Here is a 19322-nt window from a genome sequence, read left to right on the forward strand (position 1 = left end):
CAGCAGCGCGGCCTGTCCGATGGGCTGGGTGAGCCAGCCAGCGGCGGATTCCAGGGGGCAAGGATGGCGGTCAGCCGCGCGGATGGTGCTGCGCGTGCAGGTCCTTCAGTCGCTGGCGCGCGATGTGGGTGTAGATGGTGGTGGTGGAGATGTCGGCATGGCCCAGCAGCATCTGCACCGCGCGCAAGTCGGCGCCATGGTTGAGCAAATGCGTGGCAAAGGCATGGCGCAGCGTGTGCGGCGACAGCGGCGTGGTGATGCCGGCCTGGCGCGCGTAACGCTTGACCAGCCCCCAGAACATCACGCGCGACATGGCGGTGCCCGGCGTGCGGCCGGCGCTGGTGACAAACAGGGCCTCGGTTTGCCGCGTGCCCAGCACGGCCGGGCGGCCTTCGCGCAGCCAGCGCTCCAGCCAGTCGCGCGCCAGCTCGCCAAAGGGCACCAGGCGCTCCTTGCTGCCCTTGCCCAGCACGCGCAGCACGCCCTCGTTCAGGCCGACGTGGATGGTCTTGAGGGCCACCAGCTCGCTCACGCGCAGGCCGCTGGCGTACATCAGCTCCAGCATGGTGCGGTCGCGCAGGCCCAGCGGCGTGTCGGTGTCGGGCGCGGCCAGCAGGGTCTCGACCTGCGCCTCGCTCAGCGTCTTGGGCACGCGCAGGGGCTGTTTGGCCGCGAGCAGCTTGAGCGTGGGATCCTGCCGGATCAGACCCTCACGCAGGGCCCAGCGAAAGTAGCGTTTGAACACCGTCAGCCGCCGATTGGCCGATGTGGCGCGCGTGTCGGCACGCGCGGCGAAATAGGCCTGCAGGTGGTGCTCCTGCGACTGCGCCAGCGCCGCGCCGTGCGTCTGGCCCAGCCAGCGTGCGTACAGCGCCAGGTCGCGCCGGTAGGCGGCCAGCGTGTTGGCCGACAGGCCGTCTTCCAGCCACAGCGCGTCGATGAAGCGGTCGATCGACGCGTCGGGCGCGGCCGGTGCTTGTCTCATTCAAATCAAGCCGCAGCGCTTGAACAGCAAGCGCATCAAGCTATTAAAACAAGAGCAATCAACAGACCGTCACAAGCTCAGTTTTTGCTGCGCCACCACGCGCTGGTAGACCGCCAGCTCGTCCTTGATCTGCTGGGCAAACTCCGCGGGCGTGTTGCCGATGATGAGGGAGCCGGTCTCCTCGATGCGTTTTTTCACCGCCGGGTCGGCCAGGACCTTCAGCACGGCGGCATGCAGCTTGTCGACGATCTCCTTGCTGGTCCCCTTGGGCGCCAGAATGCCGTAGTAGGCCATGCGGTTGACCGGCTCCAGGCCGACCTCCTTGAACGTCGGCACATTGGGCAGGTCCTTCAGACGCTCGGGCGCGGCCACCACGATCGGGATCAGCCGGCCGCTCTTGATGAAGGGCAGCGACGAGGGGACGTTGTCAAAGATCATCGGCACCTGCCCCGCGACGGTGTCGTTCAGGGCCGGGCCGGCGCCGCGATACGGGATGTGCGTGACGAACAGGCCCGCCAGGCTCTTGTACAGCTCCATCTGCAGGTGCCCGATGCCGCCGGTGCCCGAGGACGCATACGAATACTTGCCGGGCTCCTTCTTGAGCAGGGCTACAAAGCTCTTGTAATCGTGCGCCGGGAAGTCGGGGTTGACGGCAATCACGTTGGGCGTGGCGGCGATGTTGATGACCGGCACGAAATCGGCGATCGGATCGTAGGGCGTCTTCTTGTTGATGGCCGGGTTGGCGGCGGTCGTCGATACCGTGGCAACGCCCAGCGTGTAGCCGTCCGGCGCCGAGCGTGCCAACTCGGCGGCGCCGATGATGCCGCCCGCGCCCGCCTTGTTGTCCACCACCACCGCTTGCCCCAAAACGCGGCCCAGGGGATCGGCCACCACCCGGGCAATGATGTCCGTGGTGCCGCCCGGTGCAAACGGGACGACCAGGCGAATGGGCTTGTTCGGGTAAGCCTGCGCGAATACCGATCCGGCGGCCAGACTGGTGGCGGCCAGGGCGATCCAATGACGTCTTTGCATTGCGGCGATTCTCCTGGGGGTTGGTTTTTGGGGCCGCTCATTATGCGCATGGCGAAAGGGCGCCGTGGCGCGGCCGCGGGCTCGGGCTCGGCTATCCTCGCCGGGTGCGCGACGCCGAACTGCTGCTGCCGGATTTCTCGCTGATCCTGATCGGCTACCTGCTGTGCCGCCACACCGCACTGGACCGCCCGCTCTGGCTGGCGGTCGAGAAGCTGGTGTATTTCTTTCTCTTTCCGGTCTTCCTGTTCCAGTCGATCGTGCGCACGCCGCTCGATCTGCACGCCGCCAGCGCGTTGCTCGCGGCCGGCCTGGGCCTGATGACCTGCGGCATCGCGCTGGCCTGGGCCCTGCCCCACCTGCCGGGGCTGCGGCGCGCGATCGACCCGCTCGACCACGCCGCCAGCGCGCAAATCGCCTTTCGCTTCAACTCCTTCATCGGCCTGGCCGTGGCCGAACGCGCGCTGGGCACGCCCGGCGTGCAGATGATGGCGGTGTTGATCGGCGTGAGCGTGCCGCTGGCCAATCTGGCGGCGGTGTGGCCGATGGCGCGCCATGGCGAGCGCTCGTTCGCATTTGAAATCGTGCGCAACCCGCTGATCATCGCCACCGCCCTGGGCCTGGCCGCCAATTTGGCCGGCCTGGGCCCGCCCGCCTGGCTGCAACCCACGCTCTCGCGCATCGGCGCCTCGTCCATTGCGCTGGGCCTGCTGGCGGCCGGCGCCGGCATGCAGTTGCAAAGCCTGGCACGCGGCAAGGCGCTGGGCGCCGGCGTGCTCGCCATCCGCCACCTGCTGCAACCGCTGGCCGCCTGGCTGCTGGCGCGCGCGCTGCACCTGAGCGCGCCACAAACCACGGCCCTGCTGATCTTCTCGGCCCTGCCCACCTCGTCGAGCGGCTACGTGCTGGCCGCGCGCATGGGCTACAACGGCGCGCTGGTGGCGGGCCTGGTCACGCTGTCCACCCTGCTCGGCCTGCTGAGCCTGCCGTGGGCACTGGCCTTGGCGGGGGTCCGCTGACTGCGGCTTGACAGTGCTCGCGAAACGCTATAGAAACCAAAGCACCCCAGGCAATCCAGATGCTGGCATCGTGGTCAAAAAAGCTAGCAAAATCAAGCTTCTATCGCTCCAGGGCCCAGTGCACGTGCTCGCGCACCACGGCACTGGGGTGTTCGCTGCGCGCCTGCAAGGCCGCGCGCAGCGCCGACGCCTGCGGATCGCCCGCCGCAAGGGCGGCCAACGCGTTGCCCATGGCCGTGGCCACGTTGCGCAGCCAGCGCTCGTGGCCGATGCGCCGGATCGGCGTGCCCTCGGTGCGGCGCAAAAATTCATCCTCCGTCCAGCCCAGCAGCTCGGTCAGCTGCGCGCCCGTCAAGCCGTCGCGCGCGTCGAAGTCGGGCAGCTCGCTGCGGGCGGCGTACTTGTTCCAGGGGCACACGGTCTGGCAGTCGTCGCAGCCATAGACGTGGTTGCCCATCAGCGGGCGCAGCGCCTCATCGATCGGCCCGTCATGCTCGATCGTCAGGTACGAGATGCAGCGGCGCGCATCCACCCGCCCGGGCGCCACGATGGCCCCCGTGGGGCAGGCGTCGATGCAGGCCGTGCAACTGCCACAGTGCGCTTGCACGGCGGGCGTGGGCGGCAGCGCCAGGTCCACGAACAGTTCGCCCAGAAAAAACATCGACCCCGCTTCGCGCGTGAGCACCAGCGTATGCTTGCCGCGCCAGCCCAGGCCGCTGCGTGCTGCCAGCTCACCTTCCAGCACCGGCGCCGAGTCGCTGAAAACGCGGTGGCCAAAGGGGCCGATTTGCGCGGCCATGCGCTCTTGCAATTTTTGCAGCCGAGCGCGCACCACCTTGTGATAGTCGCGACCGCGCGCATAGACCGACACCACGCCCTCGTCCACCCGGGCCAGGCGCGCGCGCTCGCGCTGCGGCCAGTCCTCGGGCATGGTGGCGGGCAGATAATTCATGCGCGCCGTGATCACGCTCACGGTGCCCGGCACCAGTTCGGCCGGCCGCGCGCGCCTCAGGCCATGCGCGGCCATGTATTGCATGCTTCCATGGAACCCGGCGGCCAGCCACTGCATCAGACCCGGCTCGGCGCTGCTCAGGTCCACCCCGGCCACGCCGATCTGCGAAAACCCCAGCTCGTGCGCCCACACGCGCACCTGCTCGAGCAAGGCCCGAGAATCGATTTGCACCCCATGTCCAGTCACCCGCCCATTGTAAAAACGCCTCAGGCCCTCGTGCTCACCTGGCATTCCGAGGACGACACCGCGGCGTTCGCAGCGCGCCTGGCTCGGCTGCCGGCGCTGCGCAACGCCTTCATCGCGCTGCACGGCGAGCTGGGCGCGGGCAAGACCAGCTTTGTGCGCCACCTGCTGCGCACACTGGGCGTGGCAGGCCCCATCAAAAGCCCGACCTACGCCGTGCTGGAGCCCCACGAGGCACCCGACGGCCTGCGCATCGCGCACTTCGACTTCTACCGCTTTGGCGATCCGCGCGAGTGGGAAGACGCCGGTTTTCGCGACGTGTTTGCCGCTCCGGGCCTGAAACTGGCCGAATGGCCCGAGCACGCCGCGCCGCTGCTGCCCGTGGCAGATTTGGCACTGCACCTGTCCGTCGAGCCCGGCGAGCAGCGCACGGTGCACCTGAACGCCGGCACGCGCGTTGGAGAGCAACTGCTGCAGGAGTTTCGCGCATGACGTCCCCCCAATGGCCCGCCCCGCCCTCACCCGAACGGCGCCGCCTGCTCAAGACCGGCTCGCTGGTGCTGCTGATCGGCGCGCACCAGATCGCCCACGGCGCCGGCATCGTCGCGGTGCGCATCTGGCCTGCCGAAGACTATTCGCGCGTCACCATCGAGTCCGACCAGCCGCTCAAGACCACGCACCGTCTGGTGGTCTCGCCGCCGCGCCTGGCCGTGGACATCGAAGGCCTGCAGCTGGACGCCACCTTGCGCGAGCTGGTGGCCAAGGTGCGCGCCGACGACCCCAACATCGCCGGCATTCGCGTGGGGCAAAACTCGCCCAGCGTGGTGCGCCTGGTGATCGACCTCAAGCAGGAAATCCGTCCCGAGGTGTTCACCCTCACCCCCGTGGCGGCGTACCGCAACCGCCTGGTGTTCGACCTGTACCCCGCCCACCCCGTTGATCCGCTGATGGCGCTGATCGCGCAGCGCATGCGCGAGCCGGGCCCCGCCAGCGCGCCCACGGCCCCCGTCACGGCCGCGACGGCGCCCCTGCCGCCCACAGCGCCCGCCGGCGATTCGCTGGGCGATCTGATCGCCCGCCAGATCGAGCGCGCCAACGCCGCCGTCGCGCGAGCGCCCGCGCCACCGGTGACACCCGCGCCTCCGCGTGCGGTGGCGCGCGCCGCTGAGGCCGCCGGCATCGAACGCCTGATCATCGTCGCCATCGACCCCGGCCACGGCGGCGAAGACCCCGGTGCCACCGGCGCCGCCGGCACGCACGAAAAAGACGTGGTGCTGCAAATCGCGCTCAAACTGCGCGACCGCATCGACGGCGCCAGCGTGGGCGGCAACCCCATGCGCGCCTTTCTCACGCGCGACTCCGACTTCTTCGTGGCCCTGGCCACCCGCGTGCAAAAGGCGCGGCGCGTGCGCGCCGACCTGTTCGTCAGCATCCACGCCGACGCCTTCATCCGTCCCGACGCCAACGGCGCCAGCGTGTTCGCGCTGTCCGAGCACGGCGCCTCCAGCACCGCGGCGCGCTGGCTGGCCAACAAGGAAAACGAGGCCGACCGCATCGGCGGCGTCAACACGGGCGACAAGGACGCAGGCGTGCAGCGCGCCCTGCTGGACATGAGCACCACCGCCCAGATCCGCGACAGCCTGAAGCTGGGCGACGCCATGCTGGGTCACATCGGCGCAATCAGCCGCCTGCACAAGGGCAGCGTCGAGCGCGCCAACTTTGCCGTGCTGCGCAACCCCGACGTGCCCAGCGTGCTGGTGGAAACGGCCTTCATCAGCAACCCCCAGGAAGAGCAGCGCCTGCGCAGCGCCGCCTACCAAAACGAGCTGGCCGACGCGCTGGCCAGCGGCATCAAGAAGTACTTTGCCGCCAACCCCCCGTTGGCGCGCAACCGACAGGTCTAAGATCAGGCCTCAGCGTCACAGTCAACGGAACCGCCATGGCACAACCCCACTTGGCCCCCGGCCAGCTCGGCAGCGTTTTGCCGCTGGGCGACAAACTGGCCCAGACCCCCTCCTACGCCTTGCTCAAGGCCCCCCAACTCGAAGTCATCCGCGTGGTCCTGCTGGCCGGCAAGACCATGCCGGGTCATCAGGTGGCCGGCGAAATCACCGTGCAATGCCTTGAAGGCGTGGTGGACTTTCGCCTGGGCCGCGAAGTGCGCCACATGCGCGCGGGCGACTTCCTGCACCTGCCCGGCGGCGCGCCGCACGAGTTGACCGCGGTTGAAGACGCGTCGCTGCTGGTCACCATCTGCCTGCTGGCCGGTTGAATCAGGCGGCCTGGCGATCGGCGCGCCCCGCTTTCCACGCGCCATACAGCGCAATCAGCCCCGGCACCAGGATCAGCGCCCAGATGATCTTGCTCAGGTTGGCCTGCACCCAGGGCAGGTTGCCGAACAGGTAGCCCGCCGTCACCAGCCCCAGCACCCAGATCGCGCCACCGACCACGTTGAACAGCGTGAAGCGCGCGCGGCTCATGTCCGCCACGCCCGCCACGAAGGGCACGAAGGTGCGAATGAATGGCATGAAGCGCGCCAGGATCACCGTGATGCCGCCGTAGCGCTCATAGAACGCATGCGCCCGATCAAACGCACGGCGGTTGAACCAGCGCGAGTCCTCCCACTGAAACACCTTGGGCCCCAGCCGATGCCCGATGCTGTAATTGCACTGGTCGCCCAAAATGGCCGCCGCCAGCAGCACCACGCAGGCCACCGGCCAGCTCATCAGCCCCGCACCGGCCAGCGCCCCCGCCACGAACAGCAGCGAATCACCCGGCAGGAAGGGCATCACCACCACGCCCGTCTCGACGAACACGATCAGAAACAGCAGCGCGTAGACCCACGCGCCGTACTGCGCCACGAAGGCGCCCAGATATTTGTCGACGTGCAGGATGAAGTCGACCAGATGCATTGCGTATTCCATGCCGCGAGTCTATCGACCTCGAATGACGCGCAATCAAGCCATGCGCGTCGGCACTTGCTCGAGCCTGATCGACCTCGCAGCATATACTGACTGCCATTTGTAAACAATCCGCATATCAACACGCCGTGGTCAAAGTCACCGAATCGGATCAAGCCATCTTCGCACGCTGGGAGCAGGCCATCGAGTTGCGTCTGTTCGCCGACTCCGCCGGGCCCACCTTGTCGGTGCCCGAGCAGGTGGCGGCCAAAGTCGGCAACCGCATCATCGCTGGCGAGCTAACGCCTGGCGCGCGCATCGGGGAGCAGGAACTCGCGGACGAATTTTCGCTCAGCCGCGGGCCCATCCGCGAGGCCATCCGGATACTCGAGCGCGAAGGTTTGGTTCAGGTATTGCCACGACGCGGCGCCGTGGTGACGCAACTCTCGCCCACCGAGTTGCGCGAGGTGTTCGAGATCCGCGCCGGATTGTTCGACATTGCCGCGCGCAAGCTCGTGCAAACGCGTCCGCCTGAATTGCTTGCTGTCATGCGCGCGGGCGTTCAACGCCTGCAAACGCTGACCGAAGACCCAAACGACGGCAATGCCTATGCGGAAACCACCTACCGGATGATCCTGATCTGCGCGCGCTTTGCCGGTAACGAACGCCTTCGCCGCATGATCGCCGCGCTCTCGCTGCAGAGCCTGCGCTACACCAAGCTGGGGCTGGCGTCGGTGGAGCGCAGACGCCGATCGCTGCAGCTGTGGAAGCAAGCGGCGAAGGCGCTGGAGCGGGGCGACGCCGACGCCATGATGCGTCTGGCGCGCCAGCGCAGCGAGGAATCGGCTGACGAAGCGGCACGCCTGCTGGGTCTCGCCACTTGAGAATCAACCGCCACCGTCGCTGAACAACGTCGCGAGTTCGGCCTTGAGCACCTTGCCTGCCAGGTTGCGCGGCAAGGCATTGACAAACACCAGGCGGCGTGGTTTTTTGTAGCCGGCGATGCGTCCGGCGCAGTGCGCTTGCAGGTGTTCGGCATCGACCATGGCGCCGTCGCGCCGCACCACCACGGCAGCCACCAATTCACCCCATTGTGAATCGGGCAGACCGATCACTGCGGCCTCCAGCACACAGGGATGCGCCATCAGCGCATCCTCGACCTCGCGGGCGTACACGTTGAAGCCGCCGCTGATGATCATGTCCTTGTTGCGCCCGACGATGTGCAGATATCCGTTTCGATCGATTCGCCCCAGGTCGCCGCTGTAAAACCACCCGTCGCGCACGCTGGCCGCCAGCAGATCCGGGCGACGCCAGAACTCGACCTTGCCAACCCCCGCGTGGGCGATGGTCACCTCGCCCACGTCGCCGTCCGCCACGGGCCGGCCCTGGGCATCGCGCAGCACGATGCGCACATTGGCCGTGGGCCGCCCGCAGGAGCCGATCGGATCGTCGGCGCCGTCCTCGGCGTCGCCCACGTGCTCATGGGGATACAGCACCGTCAGGGGTTGCACGGCTTCGGTCATGCCGTATTGCTGGCGCAGAATCGAACCAAACACCGCCTGCGCGCGCCGAATCAGTGGCACCGAGGTCGGCGCAGTCCCATAGTGGATGCGCTTGAGCGTTGAAAAGTCCGCGCGCGCGCCGCCTTCAACGGCCTCCACCAGGCGGCTCATCATGGCGGGCACCAGCATCAGGTGCGTGATGCGCTCACGCTCGATGGTCTCGAGCATGGACAGGGGATCAAAGCGCTCCTGGATCACGTTGCGCGCGCCGCGCAGGAAACAAGGAAAGAGATACACCCCAGCGGCATGCGTCAAGGGGCCCACGTGCAGCATTGCATCATCTACATCCAGGGCATATTCCATGGCCAAGAAGTGGTTTACCAGACGCTCTTGCACGCGCCGCTGCGTGTACACCACCCCCTTGGGTTGACCGGTGGTGCCACTGGTATAGGCGATACGGACGCAATGCTCTGGCCCAACCTCCAGGGCCGGTGGCTCGTCGGACGCCAGTGCACAGGCGCCCGCCAAATCAATAGCACCGGCAACGCACGGCCCAAGTGTCAGAACATGGCGCAACGACGTCAGCGACGCACCGGCTTCCTGCACGAACATAGCGGCCAACTCGGCGTATTGCGGCCCCACGATCACCGCACCAGCCTGGGCATCGCCGAGGATGGCGCGATGCTCGGCAAATGTGTGGCGGGCGTTCAGCGCAACGTAGGGCAAGGCCGCCTTTTCCGCAGCAAACAGACTGTCCAGGCTCTCTGCCGAGTTGTCCAGCAGCACCGCCAGACGCTCGCCCGGTTTCAGGCCCAGCGCCATCAGGGCGTGGGCCATTCGATTGCTTCGTCGCTCGATCTCCAGATGGCTGTAACTCCGATCGCGAAACACCAGAGCGGGTCGGTCACCGTGTTGGTGCGCGGCCCAAGTGATGAGGTGCCCGGAGATCACCCCAGCACCACCACGCCCTGGCCTTCCGCCACCGCCTCGCCTTCACCAACCAAAAGCTGCAAAACGCGCCCCGCGCGCGGCGCAGCTACCGGAATTTCCATCTTCATGCTTTCCATGACCAACAGGGTCTGCTCCGCGGACACCTCCTGGCCTTCAACGACTTCTACCTTCCAGACGGTTCCAGTGACTTCCGATTGCAGGGTCTGACTCATGAAAGCTCCTTGATTGCTTTTGGGTCTCAAAATTTTAATCGACATTATGATTGTTGACAATCTTGTTTTTGAATGATTAAACTATGAGCCTCGGAACCCCTCTTGTTGTTGGCAACGACGCACCAAACTCCCAGCAGCTCATGCCCGATTCGCCTTCAACCTGCAGGTCAGACCCACAACACGTTCCCACCCCAGGAGACACCCCGTGAAAGCATCCCCATTACTCGTCCTGGCCAGCGCCTTCATCACCGCAAGCGTGGCCATGGCCCAGTCACCCTGGAGACCCACGGAACGCATCAACTACATCGTGGGTGTGGCCCCTGGCGGAACGGTGGACTTGTACGCCCGCGGGATCAAAGCCGCCCTGGAGCAATTGCAACTGACCAACCACCAGCCGGTCGTGATCGAGAACAAGGTTGGCGCCGGTGGCGCGCTGGCCCTGCAACAACTCAAGACCAACGCCGGCAATGCACACGACCTGGGCACCTTTCACACCGGCGCCATCGCTGGCGCTGTGACTGGTTTGATCAGGGCCGACCCACGCGACTTCACACCGGTGGCGATGATGGTCGAGGAAACCTCCCTTGTTGCCGTGCGCGCCGACTCGGCATTGAAAAACGCCAGCGAGCTGGTTGCCGCGCTGAAAGCCGATCCCACGGCCCTGCGCATCGCCGTCGCGCCGGCCCTGGGGCAAAACACCCACATGGCGATTTCCCAACCCCTGAAAGCGGCGGGCGTGGCTATCGACAAACTCACCATTGCACCTTTTCGCTCCTCGGGAGAGTCCATCACGGCCCTCCTCGGCGGCCACGTCGATGTGGTTTCCGCCACCGCACCGGTGATCATGCCGCAGGTCAAGGCAGGCAAGCTACGCGTGCTGGCCAGTGCGGCGGCGCAGCCCGGCACGGGCGCGCTGGCGGGCATCAAAACCTGGCGTGAGCAGGGCGTGGCCGCAGACTATGTCAGCTACAACGGCGTCATGCTCGCGCCGGGGGTCAATGCGGAGCAAATCCGATTCTGGGAGGACGCACTGCGCCGGGTTTCGCAAGACAAGACATGGCAAGCCATGGTTGAGCAGTCCGGCAACCGGCCCATCTTCCGCGGCTACGTCGAGTCGCACCGTTATCTGATGTCCGAATGGCAGGCCGCCACCGAACTGGCCACCAGCCTGGGCCTGAAAGGCGCGCGATGAACGTTCGTCACGACACCCAGTTCGACCCCGCTGGCGAGTGGGCCGCCGAACTCACCGAACTGGGCCAACGGCGCCGCAGCGCGCTGACCATGGGCGGCCCCGAAGCACTGGCCCGCCTGAAGGATGGCGGCCGTCAAAACGCGCGCGAGCGCATCGCCGCCCTGGTCGATGGCGCGAGTTTTTTCGAAATGGGTCGGCTTGCCGGCAAAGGCCACTACGACGCCGAGGGCCGGTATCAATCCACCGAACCGACCAATACCATCGTCGGCACCGCGCGCATCGACGGGCGCAAGGTGGCCTTGCACGCCGATGATTTCACCGTCAAGGCAGGCAGCTCGGAAGGCGCCATCGCCGACAAGTGGATATACATTGAGCGCCTGGCCCATCAACTGCGCATGCCGCTGATCCGCTTGGTGGATTCGGCCGGCGGCAGCGTCAAACTGCTGATGCAGATTGGCGGCACCAAGATCCCCGAATACACCACCTGGCCCGCGCAGGAGCTGTTGCAGACCGTACCCGTGGTCGGGGTGGCGCTGGGCGCCTGCGCTGGCCAGGGGGCAATCAAGGTGCTGTCCTCCCATTTTTCGGTGCTGGTGCGCGGGCAGGCACAGGTGATGGCCGCGGGCCCGCACGTGGTACGTCAAGCCTATGGTGTCGAGGTGGACAAAGACGAGTTGGGCGGCTGGAAGGTGCAGCGCAAGAGCGCCCTGGTTCACAACGAAGCCGAGGACGAGACCGATGCGCTGACGCAGGTGCGGCGCTTTCTGTCCTATCTGCCGCGCAGCGTGCACGAGTTGGCGCCAGTCATGGCCTGTGACGATGACCCGAACCGCGCGGACGAATGGCTCAAGGACGCTATTCCCCGAGATCGCCGCAAGATCTACGACCCGCGCAAGCTGCTGGCGGCCGTCTTCGACCGGGCCAGCCTGTTCGAGATCGGACGCTGGCAAGGCGGTTCGGTACTGACCCTGCTCGGGCGCCTGAACGGCGTGCCGGTGGGGGTTCTGGCAAACGACCCCAAGGTGCAAGGCGGCGCCATGACTCTGCAGGCAGCCTACAAGATGGAGCGCCACACCCGCCTGTGCAGCCAGTTCGGGCTGCCGGTGGTCAACTTCGTCGATCAGCCCGGCAACGCCACCGGCCTGGACGCCGAACTGGCCGGCACGTTGCTGGGCGCGACGCGCGTGGGCGAGGCGCTGGCGGCCTGCCGTTCACCGTGGGTGTCGATTCTGATCCGCCGCTGCTTTGGCATGGCGGGTGCGCTGCACGGTCCCAAGGGGGGTGATCGGCTCAATCACCGCTTTGCCTGGCCTTCCGCGCGCTGGGGCTCGATCCCGATCGAGGGTGGCGTGATGGCCGCCCACAAGACCGAAATCGAGGCCGCTACCGATCCGGTCGCCCGCCGCGCCGAATTGGAAGCGCACTATCTGGCCATGACCTCGCCATTTCGCACCGCCGAGAAATTTGGCGTGCTTGACATCATCGACCCCCGCGAAACCCGTCGCGTGCTATGTGACTGGGTGGACGATGCCTGGGCCGTGATTCAGGGCGACTTGCCGCGACGCCAAATCGGGCCGTTCTGAACCAAAGTCAGCACAGCCTGCCCGGCAAGGCTTTCTAAAATGCCGGGATGCTGTCCGCCGCCCTCCGCCGCCCCATCCGCGAACTCCCCGACGAGCTGATCAGCCAGATCGCCGCCGGCGAGGTGGTGGAGCGCCCGGCCTCGGTGGTGCGCGAGCTGCTGGACAACGCGCTGGACGCGGGGGCCACGCAGATCACGCTGCGCCTGCTGGCCGGCGGCGTGCGCCTGATCGGCGTGGAGGATGACGGCGCCGGCATCGCGCCGCAGGAGATGGCCACCGCCCTCAAGCGCCACGCCACCAGCAAGATCGCCAGCCTACAGGATCTGGAGGCCGTGGGCACCATGGGATTTCGCGGCGAGGCGCTGGCGGCCGTCAACTCGATTGCCGAGCTGAGCCTGCTTTCGCGCACGGCCGGTGCGGAGGGCGCCTGGCTGCTCGATGGCCGCACGGGCGAGCTGCGGCCCGCCGCGCGCGGCCCGGGCACGACGGTGGAAGTGCGTGAGCTGTTTTTCAGCGTGCCGGCGCGCCGCAAGTTTTTGAAAAGCGACGCCACCGAGCTGGCCCACTGCATCGAGGCTGTGCGCCGCCACGCGCTGGCGCGCGCCGACGTGGGCTTTGCCATCTGGCACGAGGGCAAGCTGATCGAGCAGTGGCGTGCGCAAGCGGGGCCCGATGCGCTCGATCGCCGTCTGGCCGATGTGCTGGGCGAGGATTTTCTGGCCGACTCCGTGGCCATCGAGCACCAAGCTGGTCCCGTGCGCATCACCGGCCGCGCCGGCGTGCCCGACATCGCCCGCTCGCGCGCCGACCAGCAGTTTGCCTACGTCAACGGCCGCTTCGTGCGCGACAAGGTCATCGCGCACGCCGCCCGCGCCGCCTATGAAGACGTGCTGCACGGCCAGCGCCAGCCGGTGTATGTGCTGCACATCGCCATCGACCCCGCGCGCGTGGACGTCAACGTGCACCCCACCAAGATCGAGGTGCGTTTTCGCGACGGGCGCGAGGTGCACCAGGCCGTGCGCCACGCCGTCGAAAACGCCCTGGCCGCGCCGCGCGCCGCGCTCCTGGGCGAGCCCGCCACGGCAGCGGCAGCATGGCCCGCCGAGCCACCAAGTTTCAAGCGTTTTGAGGCTCCAACGCCCGTCCCATTTGCGCAAGCAGCTATTCATTTTGAAGCACGCTCGGGTCACGTCGTGCAGGAGTTGCAGGCCTTGTGGCAGCCCCACGCAGCCGCCGATCGAGCACCCGCGGCGCCCGCAACGCCCGAGGCTGACCCTGCACCCACCTGGCCCCTGGGCCGCGCCATCGCGCAGCTGCACGGCATCTACATCCTGGCCGAAAACCACGCGGGCCTGATCGTGGTGGACATGCACGCCGCGCACGAGCGCATCGTCTACGAGCGGCTCAAGGCGCAGCTGGGCGCCAACCGCATCACCAGCCAACCGCTGCTGATCCCGGCCACCTTTGCCGCCACGCCGACCGAAGTGGCCACGGCCGAAAGCGCCGCCGCCGTGCTCCAGCAACTGGGCCTGGAGATCACGCCCTTTTCCCCAAAGACCCTGGCCGTGCGCGCCGTGCCCACCACCCTGGCCGCCGGCGACGCGGTGGAGCTGGCGCGCAGCGTGCTGGCCGAGCTGGCCCAGCACGAGGCCGCCACCGTGGTGCAGCGCGCCCAGCACGAGTTGCTGGCCACCATGGCCTGCCACGGCGCGGTGCGTGCCAACCGGCGCCTGACGGTCGATGAAATGAACGCCCTGCTGCGCCAGATGGAAGCCACCGAGCGCTCCGACCAATGCAACCACGGCCGCCCCACCTGGCGCCAGCTCAGCCTGCGCGAGCTGGATGGACTGTTCCTGCGTGGCCGCTGAAATGGCACACCCCCAGTCTCCACTCGCTGCGCGATGTTTCGCCCACCCCCTTGCAGGGGGCATCGCCAGTGACCGGGGAGACCCCGGCCACGGCGATCGCGTGCATGGCCGGCTTCGCGGCCGTTTGGCGCTTTGCGTTTTATGCGGTGTGGGTGGCTCGCAGCGCCACGAACAACTGACATGACACTGCCCCCCATCGAAGCGCTGTGTCTGGCCGGCCCCACGGCCAGCGGCAAGAGCGCGCTGGCATTGGCCCTGGCCGAGCATCTGCCGGTGGAGATCATCAGCGTCGATTCGGCCCTGGTCTATCGCGGCATGGACATCGGCACCGCCAAGCCCACGCCGGCCGAACGCGCTGCCACGGCGCACCACCTGATCGATATTCGTGAACCCACCGAGGCCTACAGCGCCGCCGAGTTCGCACGCGACGCCCGGCGCCTGATCCCCGAGATCCGCGCCCGCGGCCGCCTGCCGCTGCTGGTGGGCGGCACCATGCTGTACTTCAAGGCGCTGCTTGACGGGCTGGACGAGTTGCCCCGCGCCGACCCGGCCACGCGCCGGCAGATCGACGAACGCGCCCGGCAGCTGGGCTGGCCGGCGCTACATGCCGAACTGGCGCGCGTGGACCCCGCCAGCGCCGCCCGCCTGGCCCCCACCGACAGCCAGCGCATCCAGCGTGCGCTGGAGGTGTGGCAGCTCACCGGGCAGCCCCTGTCCCGCTTTCACACTTCAAAAACAAGAGCACCCAGCGCCCAAGGCGCGGGCGCCATCCCGCTGTTTTCCCTTGAATCCACGGACCGCGCCTGGCTGCATGAGCGCATCGCCCAGCGCTTCGACGTCATGCTGCGCGCCGGCTTTCTGGACGAAGTCAAGGCCCTGCGCGCACGAGGCGACCTGAGCCCCGACCTGCCCGCCATGCGCTGCGTGGGCTACCGCCAGGCCTGGCAGGCGCTGGACGAAGCCTGGCCCCTGGCCGAGTTGCGCGAGCGCGGCATCATCGCCACGCGCCAGCTGGCCAAGCGGCAGATGACCTGGCTGCGCGCCATGCCCCAGCGGCACGTGCTGACGATTGACGCGGAGGCCACCAGCGCCACGCTCGGCGCGCAGGTGCTGTCGCGCCTGCCCGAAGGCGCCTTCTCAAGAGCATGACGGCCATGGCCACCCACGCGGCCCTGGATCAGCGCAGCCTTGTGCGCTCGGCGGCACTTGCTCTGGCGATCTGGAGAAAACATACACTCAAAGTTTTCAGTTGTATCTAAAATCCCATCCGCTATGCCACCCCCGCCATGCACGGTCGAACACTGGTCCTCCAGCGAGCTTGAGCCCGCTGCTCGGCTGGCGTATTGGCACGACGTGGCTCACAACTGGGTTGACGCCCAGCCGCTGGCGCCGGGCGATGAACTGGACGCGTCGTGGTCGCTGCTGCGCAGCGAAGTCTGCCTCTTTGGCACCAAGCGCTCGACGGCCTACGAAATGCGCACCGGCTCACAGCACGTGCCACCGAACGAAGACATGGTCATCCTGTCCCTGCTCGAGGCCGGTGAAATGCAATTGAACGGCACTGCCGGAGAGCAGCACCGCGCCGGCGCCGGCATGCTGGGCCTGTACGCACCCCAGCGCAAGGCCCACTACCGCTGGGGCGCTCACGCCCGGCAGACCTATGTGGCCTTGCCGCGCCGCGAAGCCTGGGCCTGCCTGGGACGCGACGCCGGCAACGTGCTGATCTCGCCGCAACAATCTCCTCTGGCACCCCTGTTGTCCAGCCAGATGGCCCACCTGGCCCGCCTGGCCCGTCTGCCTGGCGCACTGGACGCCAGCGAATATGCCACCCTGCTGGAGGCCACGCGCGCGCTGGCACTGCTCACGCTGCGCAACCTGGGCCGCCAAGGCCAACCAGACGCCGAACAGGACGCGCGCGATCCCCTGCACGCCGGGCGCCACGCCGCCGCGCTACGCTTCATGCAGCAAAACGCGCACCGCCACGACCTGGATGCCGCCGCCATTGCCCACGGTGCCCATTGCTCGCGAACGCGGCTGTATGAAGCCTTTGCCGCTCGCGGCGAAACGGTGATGGGCGCCCTGCGCGAGGCCCGCCTGCAACGTGCCCGCCTGCTGATCGAGCAAAGCCCCCGTTTGAACGTCGGCGCACTGGCCTGGCGCTGCGGCTTTGCCGATCCTTCGGCCTTCAGCAAGCTCTTTCGCGCCCGCTTTGGCCTGTCGCCCACCGAGTGGCGCCTGCACGCACGCGGCAGCCTCGCCGATTGAGACAGCCATTTCGCCCGATGCGGATCGGCGCACTTCGAATCCAGAACCATCCACGGCGCACGGACGTATCTTGGGTCAATGCGTCCCAGCTTGGGGGCAAGCGTCCCAGCCTTCGTGACCGCGCCGGATTCTGGCGGCATGCTGTGGGCCATGAAATCAATGACGCCGCCTCCGTGCGAGCTGGAGCGTCTGTCCACCGCCGACGCCGAGCCCGCGCAGCGCTTTGACGCATGGCGCGAGCGCGCCCACCGCTGGGTCGATCTGCTGCCGCCGCTGCCGGGCACGGAGCTCGACGCCGAGCTGCTCACCTTGCGCAGCGACGCTTGCCTGTTCGGCATCATGCGATCGACGGCATACGAGGTGCGGGCCGCCTCCCATCGCGCCAGCAACGAACCCGGCATGGTGGTGCTTACGCTGATTCAGGCCGGCCACGTGGTGCGCGACGCCGCACCCGGGGAGCACCAGCGCATGAGCCCGGGCATGCTCGGTCTGTACGACACCCAACGTCCGGGGCACTATCGCTGGGGCCCGAACTCGCGCGAGGTCTTCCTGGCCCTGCCGCGCACGGACGCAGCCGCCGCGTTGGGGCGCGAGCCAGGCAACATGCTCATCACGCCGGCGCAGTGCGCGCTGGTGCCCCTGCTGTCGGGCCAGCTGGATCAGCTCGCCCAACTGGCCCGCAGTGGCCGACTCGACGCCGAAGACCATGCCGGCTTGCTGCACGCCACGCATGCCCTGGCCCTGCTGACGCTGCGCAACCTGGGGCGCCAGGGCCGCGACCTGAGCGCAGCCAACGGCAGGGCCGACGCCGACGCCGCGCACCACGCCGCCGCCTTGCACTTCATGCAACTGCACGCCCACCGGCACGACCTGGACGTCGCCGCCATCGCCCACGGCGCCGCATGCTCGCGCACCCGCCTGTACGAAGCCTTTGCCGCCCAGGGCGCGACGGTCATGGGCGCGCTGCGCGAACAGCGGCTGTTGAATGCCCGCGCGCTGATCGAGCAAAGCGCCCGGCTGAACGTGGGCGCGCTGTCGTGGCGGTGCGGCTTCGCCGACCAGTCCAGTTTCAGCAAGCTGTTTCGCAAGCGCTTCGGCCTGTCGCCCTCCGAATGGCATCAAAACATGCGCCAGGAGCGCGCGCGCTGACCGCCCGAGATCCACCCGGTTTCGCATCCCTTCTGCAGACGCCAACGATCATGACCCCACCAAATCCCGCAACGCCCCAGCGGCGCGCCTTCATGGCTGCCGCAGCTGGCACCCTGGCCCAGCCCGTGCTGGCACAGACCCAGCCGGCCCCGGCGCAAGCCGACAAGCCCGCAGCCCGGCTGGAGCGCAGCCGCACCCGCGTGCAGGGATTTGCCGACGCCGAAATGGACTACCAGCTGCTGCGCCAGCTGGGTGCGGCACGCTACGGCGGGGCCTCCGTCGGCGAATGCCTGGCGCTGGCCCAAAGAATCAAGAACGGTGATCCGGCCAGCTGGATACAGGAATTCGCCGCCGCCGGCGCGCGCCAGGAGGCCGACGCCCTGATCCGGGCCCGCCGCGGCCATGCGGCCAGCGCGCGCGATCAATACCTGGTGGCCTGCAACAACTACCGCGCCGCCGAGTACTACAGCAGCGTGCAGGCACCCGAGCACCAACGCCTGGGCCTCAAGAGCCGCGAATGCTTTCTGGCCGCCATGCAGCAGCAGGGCGGCGGGTTCGACACCGTCAGCCTGCCCTGGCGCGACACGCCCCTGCCGGCCTACTACGTGCGCTCGCCGCACGCCGGTGCGCGCCGCGGCAAGACCCTGCTGATCATCAGCGGCTACGACGGCACGCTGGAGGAAACCTGGCTCGCCTACGGCCGCGCGGCGCTGGAGCGCGGCTACCACCTCATGCTGATCACCGGCCCCGGCCAGATGGACACCCTGCGCTTTTACCCCGGCATGGCCTTCATCCCCGAATACGAGCGCATCGGCAAGCTGGCGCTGGACCACGTGCTGGCGCGTCCCGGCACCGACGCCCGGCGCGTGGCACTGATGGGCATCAGCTACGGCGGCTATTTCGCCACCCGCATGGCCGCGCATGAGCCACGCATCCGCGCCTTGATCGCCAACTCGCCCATCGTCGATCTGCACGCTTACATGGTGTCCTTCGTCGGGTTCGATCCGGCCGAAATGTCCGACGCGCAGGACATCCGCCTGGCCGATGTCGATCAGATCCCGCCCAGCGTCCTGCCACCGCAAACGCGCGAGATGATGCGCAACCTGATGCTGCGCCTGGGCCAGCCCAGCTTCCGGCAGGCCTATCGGCGGCTGCGCGACTTTCGCGTCGGCGACGACGGCCTCCGGCGCATTCGCTGCCCCGCCCTCGCCCTGGTCGGCGAGGGCGAGGGCCCGGAGCCGCTGGCACAGCACGCGCACTTTCTGAAAACCGTCGGCGGACCCTCGGCCTCGCACGTGTTCACGGTGGCCGAGGGCGCCGACGGACACTGCCAGATCGGCAACCTGGCCTACTCCGCCGCCGTCTCCATGGATTGGCTGGACGAGGTGTTTGCGGCGCGATAGCGCCCGGACGCCTGACCTCGACACGGGACGCCCCGCCCTCACTTTGCCCTCCTGCCATCCGGCCCCCAT

18 protein-coding genes are annotated in these 19322 nt (G+C 67.9%); 12 read left to right on the plus strand and 6 right to left on the minus strand.

What is annotated here, in order from left to right; genetic code table 11:
- Nucleotides 1-70: 70 nt before the first annotated feature.
- Nucleotides 71-985, minus strand: a complete 915-nt coding sequence (gene xerD, locus U1F38_RS08780) for a site-specific tyrosine recombinase XerD (RefSeq protein WP_409986670.1) — start codon at nt 983-985, stop codon at nt 71-73.
- A 69-nt stretch (nt 986-1054) separates the two neighbouring features.
- A complete protein-coding gene (locus tag U1F38_RS08785; protein ID WP_409986671.1) occupies nt 1055-2017 on the minus strand; it encodes a tripartite tricarboxylate transporter substrate binding protein BugE in 963 nt (320 codons plus the stop codon).
- Nucleotides 2018-2121: 104 nt separating this feature from the next.
- Here U1F38_RS08785 and U1F38_RS08790 point away from each other — a divergent pair, with 104 nt between their 5' ends.
- Nucleotides 2122-3033, plus strand: coding sequence for an AEC family transporter (locus U1F38_RS08790; protein WP_409986672.1), 912 nt, complete (start codon nt 2122-2124; stop codon nt 3031-3033).
- A 100-nt stretch (nt 3034-3133) separates the two neighbouring features.
- Here U1F38_RS08790 and queG read toward each other — a convergent pair whose 3' ends face one another.
- On the minus strand, nt 3134-4183 hold the full coding sequence (gene queG, locus U1F38_RS08795) for a tRNA epoxyqueuosine(34) reductase QueG (protein ID WP_409986773.1): 1050 nt from the start codon (nt 4181-4183) through the stop codon (nt 3134-3136).
- 36 nt (nt 4184-4219) lie between these two features.
- On the opposite strand from queG, the gene tsaE reads away from it, so the two are divergent.
- From tsaE to U1F38_RS08810, 3 genes are read left to right on the plus strand one after another with little or no spacing between them, the layout of a single operon-like run.
- The gene (gene tsaE / locus U1F38_RS08800) at nt 4220-4720 is read left to right on the plus strand and encodes a tRNA (adenosine(37)-N6)-threonylcarbamoyltransferase complex ATPase subunit type 1 TsaE (RefSeq protein WP_409986673.1); all 501 of its coding nucleotides are present in this window, start codon (nt 4220-4222) and stop codon (nt 4718-4720) included.
- Complete coding sequence (locus tag U1F38_RS08805) at nt 4717-6132, plus strand: N-acetylmuramoyl-L-alanine amidase (RefSeq protein ID WP_409986674.1); 1416 nt, start codon at nt 4717-4719, stop codon at nt 6130-6132. Before tsaE ends, U1F38_RS08805 begins: the two co-directional genes overlap by 4 nt.
- Nucleotides 6133-6167: 35 nt before the next feature.
- Nucleotides 6168-6500, plus strand: a complete 333-nt coding sequence (locus U1F38_RS08810; protein WP_409986675.1) for a cupin domain-containing protein — start codon at nt 6168-6170, stop codon at nt 6498-6500.
- 1 nt (nt 6501) lies between these two features.
- Here the strand turns inward: U1F38_RS08810 and U1F38_RS08815 are convergent, their stop codons facing one another.
- Nucleotides 6502-7152 carry a DedA family protein gene (locus U1F38_RS08815; RefSeq protein ID WP_409986676.1) on the minus strand — a complete coding sequence of 217 codons (651 nt, stop codon included), beginning with the start codon at nt 7150-7152 and terminating at the stop codon, nt 6502-6504.
- Nucleotides 7153-7277: 125 nt separating this feature from the next.
- On the opposite strand from U1F38_RS08815, the gene U1F38_RS08820 reads away from it, so the two are divergent.
- Nucleotides 7278-8012: a GntR family transcriptional regulator gene (locus U1F38_RS08820; protein WP_409986677.1), complete on the plus strand. Its 735-nt coding sequence runs from the start codon at nt 7278-7280 to the stop codon at nt 8010-8012.
- A gap of 3 nt (nt 8013-8015) precedes the next feature.
- Here U1F38_RS08820 and U1F38_RS08825 read toward each other — a convergent pair whose 3' ends face one another.
- Together U1F38_RS08825 and U1F38_RS08830 are read right to left on the minus strand one after the other, a co-directional pair.
- The gene (locus U1F38_RS08825) at nt 8016-9581 is read right to left on the minus strand and encodes a class I adenylate-forming enzyme family protein (protein WP_409986678.1); all 1566 of its coding nucleotides are present in this window, start codon (nt 9579-9581) and stop codon (nt 8016-8018) included.
- Nucleotides 9578-9793 carry an acetyl-CoA carboxylase biotin carboxyl carrier protein subunit gene (locus U1F38_RS08830; protein WP_409986679.1) on the minus strand — a complete coding sequence of 72 codons (216 nt, stop codon included), beginning with the start codon at nt 9791-9793 and terminating at the stop codon, nt 9578-9580. The genes U1F38_RS08825 and U1F38_RS08830 overlap by 4 nt, the downstream gene beginning before the upstream one ends.
- Nucleotides 9794-10055: 262 nt before the next feature.
- Here U1F38_RS08830 and U1F38_RS08835 point away from each other — a divergent pair, with 262 nt between their 5' ends.
- From U1F38_RS08835 to U1F38_RS08865, 7 genes are all read left to right on the plus strand, one after another.
- On the plus strand, nt 10056-10985 hold the full coding sequence (locus U1F38_RS08835) for a Bug family tripartite tricarboxylate transporter substrate binding protein (protein WP_409986680.1): 930 nt from the start codon (nt 10056-10058) through the stop codon (nt 10983-10985).
- Complete coding sequence (locus U1F38_RS08840) at nt 10982-12568, plus strand: acyl-CoA carboxylase subunit beta (RefSeq protein ID WP_409986681.1); 1587 nt, start codon at nt 10982-10984, stop codon at nt 12566-12568. Before U1F38_RS08835 ends, U1F38_RS08840 begins: the two co-directional genes overlap by 4 nt.
- A gap of 47 nt (nt 12569-12615) precedes the next feature.
- Complete coding sequence (mutL, locus tag U1F38_RS08845; RefSeq protein ID WP_409986682.1) at nt 12616-14436, plus strand: DNA mismatch repair endonuclease MutL; 1821 nt, start codon at nt 12616-12618, stop codon at nt 14434-14436.
- Between the two features lie 180 nt (nt 14437-14616).
- Nucleotides 14617-15585 carry a tRNA (adenosine(37)-N6)-dimethylallyltransferase MiaA gene (gene miaA, locus U1F38_RS08850; protein ID WP_409986683.1) on the plus strand — a complete coding sequence of 323 codons (969 nt, stop codon included), beginning with the start codon at nt 14617-14619 and terminating at the stop codon, nt 15583-15585.
- A 123-nt stretch (nt 15586-15708) separates the two neighbouring features.
- The gene (locus U1F38_RS08855) at nt 15709-16701 is read left to right on the plus strand and encodes an AraC family transcriptional regulator (protein WP_409986684.1); all 993 of its coding nucleotides are present in this window, start codon (nt 15709-15711) and stop codon (nt 16699-16701) included.
- Between the two features lie 159 nt (nt 16702-16860).
- Nucleotides 16861-17850 (plus strand): helix-turn-helix transcriptional regulator, encoded by a 990-nt coding sequence (locus U1F38_RS08860; RefSeq protein WP_409986685.1) that lies wholly within the window; start codon nt 16861-16863, stop codon nt 17848-17850.
- 50 nt (nt 17851-17900) lie between these two features.
- Entirely contained in the window at nt 17901-19253 is a 1353-nt protein-coding gene (locus U1F38_RS08865; protein ID WP_409986686.1) for a prolyl oligopeptidase family serine peptidase, read from the plus strand.
- The last annotated feature ends 69 nt before the right edge of the window (nt 19254-19322 follow it).

It is taken from the genome of Ottowia sp., from assembly GCF_046348305.1.
Lineage (GTDB): Bacteria > Pseudomonadota > Gammaproteobacteria > Burkholderiales > Burkholderiaceae_C > Ottowia.